The organism is Micromonospora jinlongensis (genome assembly GCF_013410645.1).
In the GTDB taxonomy this organism is placed as follows: Bacteria; Actinomycetota; Actinomycetes; order Mycobacteriales; family Micromonosporaceae; genus Micromonospora; species Micromonospora zamorensis.
Map to the genome: position 1 here is coordinate 2589160 of NZ_JACCHK010000001.1, position 10791 is coordinate 2599950.

The 10791-nt window shown below is 74.6% G+C and carries 7 protein-coding genes; 5 read left to right on the forward strand and 2 right to left on the reverse strand.

The window, feature by feature from the left end:
• Positions 1–84: 84 nt before the first annotated feature.
• The 4 genes from HNR22_RS11025 to HNR22_RS11040 all read left to right on the forward strand — a co-directional run bounded on the left by HNR22_RS11025 (position 85) and on the right by HNR22_RS11040 (position 7778).
• The gene (locus HNR22_RS11025) at positions 85–678 is read left to right on the forward strand and encodes a DUF3043 domain-containing protein (protein ID WP_179780276.1); all 594 of its coding nucleotides are present in this window, start codon (positions 85–87) and stop codon (positions 676–678) included.
• A 193-nt stretch (positions 679–871) separates the two neighbouring features.
• Positions 872–1432, forward strand: coding sequence for a helix-turn-helix domain-containing protein (locus HNR22_RS11030; protein WP_179780277.1), 561 nt, complete (start codon positions 872–874; stop codon positions 1430–1432).
• A 386-nt stretch (positions 1433–1818) separates the two neighbouring features.
• Positions 1819–6735 carry a WG repeat-containing protein gene (locus HNR22_RS30980; protein ID WP_246380793.1) on the forward strand — a complete coding sequence of 1639 codons (4917 nt, stop codon included), beginning with the start codon at positions 1819–1821 and terminating at the stop codon, positions 6733–6735.
• 44 nt (positions 6736–6779) lie between these two features.
• Positions 6780–7778, forward strand: coding sequence for an aldo/keto reductase family protein (locus HNR22_RS11040; protein WP_141910588.1), 999 nt, complete (start codon positions 6780–6782; stop codon positions 7776–7778).
• Positions 7779–7831: 53 nt separating this feature from the next.
• Here the strand turns inward: HNR22_RS11040 and HNR22_RS11045 are convergent, their stop codons facing one another.
• Both HNR22_RS11045 and HNR22_RS11050 read right to left on the reverse strand, forming a co-directional pair.
• Complete coding sequence (locus HNR22_RS11045) at positions 7832–8632, reverse strand: site-2 protease family protein (protein ID WP_179780278.1); 801 nt, start codon at positions 8630–8632, stop codon at positions 7832–7834.
• A complete protein-coding gene (locus tag HNR22_RS11050; protein ID WP_088949470.1) occupies positions 8632–8832 on the reverse strand; it encodes a hypothetical protein in 201 nt (66 codons plus the stop codon). Before HNR22_RS11050 ends, HNR22_RS11045 begins: the two co-directional genes overlap by 1 nt.
• A gap of 144 nt (positions 8833–8976) precedes the next feature.
• On the opposite strand from HNR22_RS11050, the gene HNR22_RS31650 reads away from it, so the two are divergent.
• Positions 8977–10761 carry a serine/threonine-protein kinase gene (locus tag HNR22_RS31650; RefSeq protein WP_179780279.1) on the forward strand — a complete coding sequence of 595 codons (1785 nt, stop codon included), beginning with the start codon at positions 8977–8979 and terminating at the stop codon, positions 10759–10761.
• Positions 10762–10791 lie beyond the last annotated feature (30 nt).

The window sequence follows — 10791 nt, forward strand, 5'->3', positions numbered from 1 at the left end:
GCTCCAGGTCGCGCTGCGACCTGGAGCCGTCGGCCGCTGTACCGCGATGTGCGCCGGGCGCGGACCGTTGGCTACCCTTGCCGCGTGCCGTCGCTCTTTCGCCGCAAGTCCACCGACCTCGTCGACGAGGCCGTCACCTCGGTGACCCCCGAGGAGACCGCCGAGCGGTCCCGGGGTTACACCCCGGCCAAGGGTCGGGAGACGCCCAAGCGGCCGACCGTCGGTCGCCGCCCGGCCGGCCCCAGCCGCCCCCTCACCAAGGAGGAGGAGCGGGAGCGTCGCCGCCAACTGCGCGCCGAGGCCGCCTCGGAGTTCCGCCGTGAGGGCGGCCCCCGCGACCGTGGCCCGGAGCGGCTGCTGGCCCGCAACGTGGTCGACTCCCGGCGTACGGTCGGCACCTGGTTCTTCGGCGGCGCGCTGATCGTGCTGATCGGGTCGAACGCGGCCATGCCGCCGCTGGTGCGGTTGATCTCGAACGTGCTCTGGGGCGCGCTGGCGCTGGGCGTGGTCGTCGACTCGATCCTGATCTGCCGCAAGATCAGCAAGCTGGTCCGCGAACGCTTCCCGAAGACCGACCAGCGGATGGGCTCGCTCTACCTCTACGCGGTCATGCGGTCGATCACCTTCCGGCGCATGCGCGCCCCGGCTCCCCAGGTCAAGCTCGGCGACAAGGTCTGACCGGGTCGACCCGAGGGTCCCCCACGCACTGGACACGATCCGCACAACATCAGGGATGACGCTCCCTCCGGCACACCGGAGGGAGCACTTTCCCCGAAGTTGTGCGGTTCTTGCTTGAGGACGGGTCTGGTTCAGCATGCTGAACAGCTGATGCTGTTCGCCGAACCGAACGTTGATCCAGTGGAGCGACCGTATGCCTCCGGAACCTGCGGCCCCGCTGGCCACCATCGCCGCCGCCCTCCGCCGGGAGCGCGAACGCGTCGGCATCTCGCTCACCGAGCTGGCCCGGCGGGCGGGGGTGGCCGAGTCCACGCTCTCCCAACTGGAGTCGGGCACCGGCAACCCGAGCGTGGAGACGCTCTGGACCCTGGGCGTGGCACTGGGCGTCCCGTTCAGCCGGCTGGTGGAGCCAACCGACGACGGCGTACGGGTGGTCCGGGCAGGGGACGGGCCTCGGGTCCGCTCCGAGCGGGCCGACTTCACCGGCACGCTACTCAGCGCGGGTACGGCGGACCTGCGCCGGGACGTCTACCTGATCGAGCTGGAACCGGGCGCGATCCGCGCCGCGGACGGGCACACTCCCCGCAGTGTCGAGCACGTGGTGCTCGCCGCCGGCCGCCTGCGGGTGGGCCCCGAGACGGCTGCGGTCGAACTCGACCCCGGTGACTACGCCACCTTCCCCGGTGACGCACCGCACCGCTACGAGGCGCTCGCGCCCGGCACGTTCGCCGTCCTCATCATGGAACACCCCTGACCGAAGCCGGTGATCCCGCCCGATCCGGGTGGCCGGCCAGTGCGGTAAGGTCGGAGAGCAGATTCTGTTATAGGACCAAATGTCCGAAACCATTGGGATAACGTTTGCGCCCGTGGGCGGCGCCACAGTGGCGGTGAGCGAGCCCACGCCGTTACCCTCCATCCGCAGCCACGGGCTGCCGGAGCGGGCGACCTGACCGGCACGCGAGGCCCCAGCGCGACAATTTGCAACGAGGTGACAAACGCCGTGAGCGAGCGGACGCGAGCCGGCCACCGGGGCGTGGCAGGCGGCGACCGGACGCCCGGAGGTCACCCCGCTGCGGCTGCGGACAGCTCGCCTCCGTCGAGGATCGGCCGAGTGGCCGGGTGTGGCGACGGGCTCGGCGGATGAACGCCCGTTACGACGACCGGTGGCCCGACCCGAACGAGCCGTCCTGGGTGGTCGAACCGACCACCGAGTGGCACCCCCAGTTCCCCGGCCAGCGTTACCCCGGCGACATCGGCGCCATCCACCAGCCGCCACCGCGTGGCCGCGCCACGGTGAGCGGCCGGGCCGAGGTGCCGCCGCTGGCACCGACCCGCCCGGACGGCACCTACCTCGGCCGGTCCTGGGCCGACGAACCACCGGCGGAACAGGCAGCCCCCAGCCGCTCCTGGGTGGACGAGGCGCCGGGCGAGACACCGACCTACGGCCGGCCCCGCAGCGAGGTCGACGCGTCCGCCTACGGGCGGTCCGACAGCGCGGACTCCCGTCACTACGACCACGAGCCGTACCGCCGGCCCCTGCCCGAACCACCTCGGCGCGACGAGCGCCGCCCCTCCGAGTCGGACCGGCGTACCGCCTGGTCCGACCGACGCCCCGCCGACGAGCGGGGTCCGGCGCGGGAGGCCGCCTGGCACCGCGACCAGCCCGCCTCCGAGCGGTACGACGGCCGCCGCCCGCAGCACGACCCCGGCGAGCGGGATCGGGGGTACCCGGGCGGATCGCCGGTCTCGCCGGCGCCCCGGTCCGACTCCGGCTGGATGCCCGAGTCGGACGACTCACCGCGTCGACGCGGCACGCAGGAGCGACCGGCCGCCGGTTACGAACGGCACCCTGCCGACGGGTACGGCGAACGACCCACCCGTGACCACAACGGCCGCGCGGCCGACGACCGCCTCCCCGACGCGGCCGACCCGTGGGCGTCCGCGGACGCCCACCAGCGGTACCGCTCGGATGGATACCCGGACCGGGCGGTCGACGACGTCCGACGCCCGGAGCGGCGCTACCGCGCGGACGAGGGCGTCGAGGCGGCGCAGGCACCCAACGGTGGACGACGGCGACGGCACGAGCCGGAGATGCCCGAGCAGCCCCGCCGCGACGACGACCGGCGTCGGCCCGACACCGAGCCGCACCGGCAGCAGCCTCGTGAGGCGGCAGCCCGCGCCGAGTCGTACCCGGATCGGCGCCCCCGCGAGGAGGCCCGCCCGGACGCCTATCGCGAGCACGGGCCGCGAGAGCACGCGCCACGAGAGCACGGGTACCGCGAGGACGGGCCACGCGAGAACGGGTACCGCGAGCCTCGGCCGCAGCCCAGCCAACAGCCGGACGGCAGCCTGCCCTGGCCGCCGCCGGGTCCGCTGCGTCCGGACCGCACGCGCGAGCAGAGCCACCGCACCGAGCCGCGCCGCGCCCCGGAGCCGCACCGCGCCCCCGACCCACACCGCAGCCCCGACCCGTATCGCGGCGCCGACCCCGGGGTCCCGTCGCGGCCGGCCGCTCGGCCGGAGCGGCCGCCGGTCCCGCCGTCGCGCCCGGACGAGCGCCCGGAGGCCACCCCCTCCCGGTACGACGAGCGCCCGGTACGTCCCGCCGCAACGACTCCACCGGTCACGTCGGGTCGCGCCACGCCGGTCTCCCCGGAACGACCGGTGTCGCCGGCGCCCGTCTCTCCGGCTGCGCCCGGTCGGGACCGCCCGGTGTCGCCGGCGCCCGTCTCCCCCGCCGCGCCCGGTCGGGACCGCCCGGTGTCGCCGGCGCCCGTCTCCCCCGCCGCCGACCTGCCCGTCTCGGGTCCACCCGCCGCACGCCTGCGGCTGGAGTACCTGCCCGCGCCGGTGGACCCGCCCGTCTCCGACGAACGGTCGGACGCCCCGCTGTCGCCTGAGCACCGAACGCCGGCCGACCCGACGCCGGCTGCCGGGGCGCACCCCGCCCCGCCGCCGCGCTACGCCGGTCCGGACGTCGGGGACCGCCCGGTGGACCAGCGGCGCGGCGAGGACCTGGACCGTCGACGGGTCGGCGAACCGGTGGACACCGGCGGGCCGACCGACCGCCGGCCGGTCCCGCCGGAGCGCCCGCACTCGCCGGCCCAGGCGGGCTCGCGGGAGCACCCGCACTCGCCGGAGCGTCCGGCCTCGCCGCAGTGGCCTTCATCGTCCGAGCGGCAGGCCCCCACTGTGGACGCCCGCCCGCCGGTCGCGCCGCCGCCCGCCTGGCAGGTGCAGGCACCGCCGGCCGCCCGGCCGTCCCCGGCACCACCCACCCCTGCCACGTCGATCCCTGCCACGCCGCCCCCGGTGGCCCCGGCGCCCCCAGTGGAGGACGTGGACCTGGCGCTCCCGCTGGCCCCTGGCACACCGCGCCGCTACGTGCCCCCGCCGCCCTCGGAAGAGCCGGTGGCGCCCGTTCGGCAGTCCGACGAGGTCTCGACCAGCCGTGGGCCGGACGCATGGTTCAGCCCCGCTCAGCAGGCCGAGCCCGAGCAGAGCGAGCCGGCCTCGGCACCACCGTCGTCCGCCTCGGTCGACGAGGAGTCGGACGACAACCTCGACCTCTCGGCGTCCGCCGCGACAGACCGGGACCCGTTGACACCCCCATCCCTCGCTCAGGACGCTCCGTCCGGCGAGCCCACAGTCGGGTCGACCTCGACCGCCCTCCCGGAGCCGATCTCCGCGCCACCCGGGGACCCGACCACCGGTGCCAGTGCCACCCACACCTGGGCGGACGATCCGGACGACGCACCGTCGGCCGTCGAGCCGGATTCGGTGGAGGGCGACCAGCCGGTCTCCGGCATACCTGCCACGACGCTGCCGCACCACCAGCCCGGGGACGTCGCCAGTCGTCCCACCGAGGACACCGCCCCGGTGGAGCACGACCCGGCGGACGAGGCCGCGACACACGACCATTCGGGGTACGCGCCGGACGGCCCGAGCAGCACGGGACCGACGGACGTGTCGCCGGCCGACGACTGGTCGTTCCCCGTTGTGCCGCCGTTCCGACCCGAAACAGCTGACGACGTGCACGAACCCGTCTCGGCACCGCCGGTCTCGGCACCGCCCGCAACCCCGGTCTCCGCACCACCGACCTTCGCGCCACCTGTGTCCGCGCCGCCGGCCGCCACGGCACCCGTATCCGCACCACCCGCACCCCCGACCTTCGCGCCACCTGTGTCCGCGCCGCCGGCCGCCACGACACCCGTGTCCGCACCACCCGCACCCCCGACCTTCGCGCCACCCGTCTCCGCGCCACCGGTCGCCGCAGCACCCGTATCCGCACCACCCGCGCCGGTCTCGGCACCACCCGCACGCCCGGTCTCCGCTCCCCCGGTCTCGGCACCGCCCGCGCCACAGGTCGCCGCGGCGCCCGTGTCCGCGCCGCCCGCGCCGGCAGAGCCGACCTTCCTCGCGCCGGTGTCCGCGCCGCCCGCGTCGATGCCACCGCCCGACGCGGCGCCCGTCTCCGCACCGCCGACCTCCCCCGCGCCCATGCCGGCGGCGCCCGTCTCCGCGCCACCCGCTTCGACGATGCCGACGTCCGCGCCACCTGCATTCGCGCCGCCCGTTTCCGCGCCGCCCGTCTCCGCGCCACCTGCATCCGCGCCGCCCGCTTCCGCGCCGCCCGTGCCGATGTCCGCGCCAGCCTCGGCCGTCCCCGGCCCGAGGAACGGCTTCGGCGGGGACAGCGCGCCGGTGTCACCCGCCGCACCACCCGCCGACACCGCACCGGTGGTGCCCCGCCCGTCGCTGGCCGACCCGGGCGACCCGGAGCAGGTCCTGGCCGCGTACCGCTGGCGGTTGGACCCGGTGACGCTGCGCGAGGAGCTGACCGAACCGGACGACCTGCGGGCCATTCGGCGGCGACTGACCGAGAAGCTGGGCTCGGCGAACGACAACCGTGCCCGGGCCCGGTTGCTCAGCCTCCGGGCGGTGGCCTCGCGGATCCTCGGCGACCTGGACGACGCGCTGGCCGATGGTCGGCTCGCCCTCACCTACGCCGAGGCCACCGGCGAGCTGCGCCGGACCGCGCTGGCCCAGGCCCGGTTGGCGCACGTCCTGCGTTGGCGCGGCAACTTCGCAGAGGCCGACCAGCTCTTCGCCCAGGCCAACTCGGTCGAGCTTCCCGACCGGTTGCGGGCCGCGCTGCACGAGCACGCCGGGCGGTCGTGTTACGACCAGGGACGGCTCATGGAGGCCTGCGAGCACTTCGAGCAGGCGCTCAACCTGCGCGGCGCCGGCGACGCCGAACTGCTGCACCGGGTCCGGGTGGCCCTCGACGCGGTCAGCGTCCGGGCCACGGCGGACGGCTTCGGGCCGTACCCCCGGAGTCGGGACGAGGTGCTCGACCGTGACCGACCCCCGGTGCCGGACCGCGACGGGCCGCTGTGGGGTTACACCGGCCAGGACGGCGACATGGTCATCCCCGCCCGGTACGCCGAGGCGCAGCCGTTCCACGACGGGTTGGCCTGGGTCCGCCGGCCGGACACCGACCGGTGGTCGCTGATCAATCTGCTCGGTACGACGGTGATCCCGCCGTCCTACCGGGCGGCGCACCCGTTCAGCGACGGCCTGGCCTGGGTGGTCGGTGAGGGCGGATGGACGGCGATCGACGCGACCGGCACCGTGCAGGTGCCGCCCAACTTCGCCGAGGTACGACCGTTCCGCCGCGGGTTGGCCGCGGTACGCCGCGAGGGGTGGGGGGCGGTCGACCGGACCGGCCGGATCGTCGTGCCGACCCGCTACCACGGGTTCGTGACCGAGTTGGCCGACGGCCAGCAGGTCGACGGTTTCACCGACGAGGGCCTCGCCGTGGTCGACGTGGCGGGCCGGCGCGGTGTGGTGGACCGCACCAACGCGGTGCTGGTCCCCCCGACGCACCCGATGCTGGTCATCCACCCGGTGGCGTTCCTGTTCTGCAACGACGCCGGGCGGTGGGGTGCGCTGGACCGGCGCGGCCTGCCACTGATCGACCCGGTGCACCGCGATCGCGCCGAGGTGCTGGAGGAGATCGACCGGCTACTCACCGACGCCAATCCGGTGCTCTGAGTGACCGGTCGACGGTCGTGATCCACCGGGGCTAGGGTCGGTACATGGAATTCCGACACCTGGGCCGTTCCGGCCTGATGGTCAGCGAGATCTCGTACGGCAACTGGATCACCCACGGTTCACAGGTCGAGGAGGACGCCGCCTTCGCCTGCGTCCAGGCCGCACTCGACGCGGGAATCACCACCTTCGACACGGCCGACGTGTACGCCGGCACCCGGGCCGAGGACGTGCTCGGTCGGGCGTTGCAGAACGAGCGCCGCGAAGGGCTGGAGATCTTCACCAAGGTCTATTGGCCGACCGGGCCGGGCCGTAACGACCGTGGCCTCTCCCGCAAGCACATCATGGAGTCGATCAACGGCTCGCTGCGGCGGCTGCGCACCGACTACGTGGATCTCTACCAGGCCCACCGGTACGACAGCAGCACGCCGCTGGAAGAGACGATGGAGGCGTTCGCCGACGTCGTGCACTCCGGCAAGGCGCACTACATCGGCGTCTCCGAGTGGAGCGCCGCGCAGCTGCGCGCCGCGCACCCGCTCGCCCGTGAACTGCACATCCCGCTGGTCTCCAACCAGCCGCAGTATTCGATGCTCTGGCGGGTCATCGAGGCCGAGGTCGTGCCGGCCAGCGAGGAGCTGGGCATCGGGCAGATCGTCTGGTCGCCGATGGCGCAGGGCGTGCTCTCCGGCAAGTACCTGCCGGGGCAGCCGCCGCCGGCCGGTTCCCGCGCCACCGACGAGAAGTCCGGCGCGGGCTTCATCTCCCGGTTCATGAACGACGACGTGCTGACCCGGGTGCAGCAGCTCAAGCCGATCGCCGAGCAGGCCGGGCTGAGCATGGCCCAGCTCGCGGTGGCGTGGGTCCTGCAGAACCCGAACGTCTCGTCGGCGATCATCGGCGCGTCGCGTCCGGAGCAGGTGCACGACAACGTGAAGGCGGCCGGGGTCAAGCTCGACTCCGCGCTGCTCAAGGCGATCGACGAGATCGTCGAGCCGGTCACCGAGCGGGACCCGTCGAAGACCGAGTCCCCCGCGCAGCGTCCCTGACGCCGCTCCGGGTCGGCCGACGCGAGAGGTTCGCGCCGGCCGGCCCGGTCAGCTCAGCCCTGCCAGAAGCGGATCAGGTCCAGGCCGGTGGCGTAGAGCCAGGACGGCAGGCCCAGGGCGTCGCCGACCGCGAAGACCCCGTCGAAGAACCAGCCGCCGATGCGCGGGTTCCACAGCAACGCGAAGAGCAGCAGGAATCCGTACGGGGCGAACAGGTCGTACATCTTGCGCCACTGCGGGTTGAGCCACGGCTGGATCATGTTGCCGCCGTCCAGACCCGGCACCGGCAGCAGGTTGAGCACGCTCGCGGTGATCTGCAGGAAGGCGAGCAGCGCCACCCCGGCCCAGAACTCCACCGGGCCGCCCGCCGACTGGGTGCCGATCCGCACCGCCGCCACCAGCACCAACGCGAACAACACGTTGGTCGCCGGGCCGGCGAGGCTGACCAGGGTGTGCCGCAGTCGACCCGGGATCGCGTGCCGGTCCACCCAGACCGCGCCGCCGGGCAGACCGATGCCGCCGAGCAGCACCACCACCACCGGCAACACGATCGACAGCAGCGGGTGGGTGTACTTCAGTGGGTTGAGCGTCAGATAGCCCCGGTGGGCGATGTCCCGGTCGCCGGCCCGGTAGGCGACCACCGCGTGGGCGTACTCGTGCAGGCAGAGCGACACCAGCCAGCCGGACACCACGAAGAGGAACACGTTGAACCGGGCATTGCCGTACCCGTTCCAGGCCAGCACCCCGCCGACCGCGAAGAGGGCGACCAGGCCGAGGAAGACCGGGCTGGGCCGGAAGGCCGCCTTGGGCACGCCGAGGACCAGCCCGTCGGCGCCCGGCCGGTCGTAGGCCATCACTCGGCCGTGGGCAGCAGGCTCATCCGGTAGTCCACCCGGTCGTCCTCCATCAGTGCGACCGAGGTGACGCCGGACGCCGCGAGCTCCCGCCAGGTCTGACCGATCCAGGATTCGGCGTCGGCCTGGCTGCCGAACGATTCCGCCGGCCCCTCGACCGTCTGACCGTCCGTGCCCTCGTACCGCCAGCTCCACGCCATGCCGCGTCTCCCCTCGCCGCTGAAGTCCCCGTGGGACGAACCCCCGCCAGCGTAGTCGGCCCGGCGCGCAACGGCCGCTCGCTCGCCACCGCCGGGACCCGCAGGTGGATCAATCCGGTTGGCGCCGGCCGGTACGGTGGCTCGGTGTTGACTCGGGGAGTGCTGCTCGGCGACCGTTACCGGCTGGGCGAGCGGGTGGCGACGGGCGGGATGGGCGCGGTCTGGCGCGGCACGGACGTGCTGCTGGAACGCGAGGTGGCGGTGAAGGTGCTGCTGCCGTCGCTGGTCGCCGACCCCGAGTTCACCGCCCGGTTCCGGGCCGAGGCCCGGATGCTGGCCGCGCTGCGGCATCCCGGTGTGGTCCCGGTGCACGACGTGGGGCAGGCCGCGCTCGCCGACGGCAGCCGGGTCGACTACCTGGTCATGGAGTACGTCGAGGGCGAGCCGTTGTCCGCCCGGGTACGCGCGGCGGGGCGGTTGGACGCGGCCACCACCATGTCGGTGCTGTCGCAGGCCGCTGAGGCGCTGCACACCGCCCACCTCGCCGGCATCGTCCACCGGGACGTGAAGCCGGGCAACCTGCTGGTCAAGGCCGACGGCACGGTGGTGCTTGTCGACTTCGGCATCGCCCGGTCCCGCGCCATGGCCGGGCTCACCGCCGCGAACATGGTGCTCGGCACCGCCTCGTACATGTCTCCCGAGCAGGCCACCGGGCAGCCGGTCTCGGCTGCCACCGACATCTACGCGCTCGGCGCGGTGGCGTACTTCTGCCTTGCCGGGCAGCCACCCTTCCACGGCGACAACCCCCTCGCGGTGGCGCTGCGGCACGCCCAGGAGGAGCCGGCGCCGCTGCCGGCGGAGACCCCACCGGCGGTCACCGCCGTGGTGGCCCGGGCGCTGGGCAAGCGTCCCGCGGACCGGTTCGGCAGCGCCGCCGAGCTGGCCGCTGCCGCCGCCGACGCCCGCGACTCGACAGTGGCCAGGATCCCGGTGTCCGCCCGCCCACCGTGGGCGATCGGCGTCCCGCCCGCCCCGAACGCCACCCCGGCCGTCCCGGCCGGCACCCCACCCGCCGTACCGACCAACCCACCCGCCGTCCCGGTCCCCACGTCGCCGGTGGCGAACACCCCTCCGGCCGGGCCGGTGCCGGCTGCCCTGCGCCCAGCGGCGAACCTCGCGGTCGAACCGGGGCCGACCCGGGAGGACGTGCTCCAGACCGGGCCGACCGCCCGACGCCGGCCACTGTTGCTCGGGGCCGGGGCGGTCGTCCTGCTCGTGCTGGTCGTCGCGGTGGCCGTGACGGCACTGCGGCCCGGCACCGGAGGCGGCGCGGCCGACCCGCCGCCCGCGCTGGCCGGTGAGTCGGCGGCGGTCACCGACGCCGCACTGCCGGGCGGGGACCCGACCGCCACCGGTCCCCAACCCAGCGGGACACCGGTCGCCGACCGCACCACGTCCGCCGACCCGACCGGTGCCCCCACCACCGCGACGACCAGCGGCGAACCGGTCCGGACCGCCGCGCCGGGGAGCACCCCCACCGGTACGGCCAGCAGCCGACCGACGCCCAGCCGCACCCCGTCGAGCCGACCCAACCCGTACACGGCGGCGCAGGCGTGCGGCAGCGGCTACCAGGTGGTCGACTCGGCCACGCTGACCGGCGGTGACGGGCAGCGCAAGGGCCGGGTCTTCCTGATGTACCACTCCGGCACCGGCACCAACTGCGTGGTCACCCTCAAGGACACCGCGGTCGGGACGAAGTCGGCGGCGTCGGCGTACCTGGAGGTGCAGGGGCGGGCCCGCAGCACCGACAGCGGGTCCTTCGACTACTACGCCGGGCCGGTGCGGGCCAGCGCCGCGGGAACGTGCGTGAAGTGGGGCGGTGCCACCGGCGGGGTCAGCTACGGCAGCGGGTTCGAACACTGCGACTGATCACCGGTGAGCACCCGGGCCGGCAGGCAC

Coding starts and splice junctions, on each gene's coding strand:
- HNR22_RS11030 (WP_179780277.1), top strand. CDS start 872: ATGCCTCCGGAACCTGCGGCCCCGCTGGCCACCATCGCCGCCGCCCTC.
- HNR22_RS30980 (WP_246380793.1), top strand. CDS start 1,819: ATGAACGCCCGTTACGACGACCGGTGGCCCGACCCGAACGAGCCGTCC.
- HNR22_RS11040 (WP_141910588.1), top strand. CDS start 6,780: ATGGAATTCCGACACCTGGGCCGTTCCGGCCTGATGGTCAGCGAGATC.
- HNR22_RS11045 (WP_179780278.1), bottom strand. CDS start 8,632: ATGGCCTACGACCGGCCGGGCGCCGACGGGCTGGTCCTCGGCGTGCCC.
- HNR22_RS11050 (WP_088949470.1), bottom strand. CDS start 8,832: ATGGCGTGGAGCTGGCGGTACGAGGGCACGGACGGTCAGACGGTCGAG.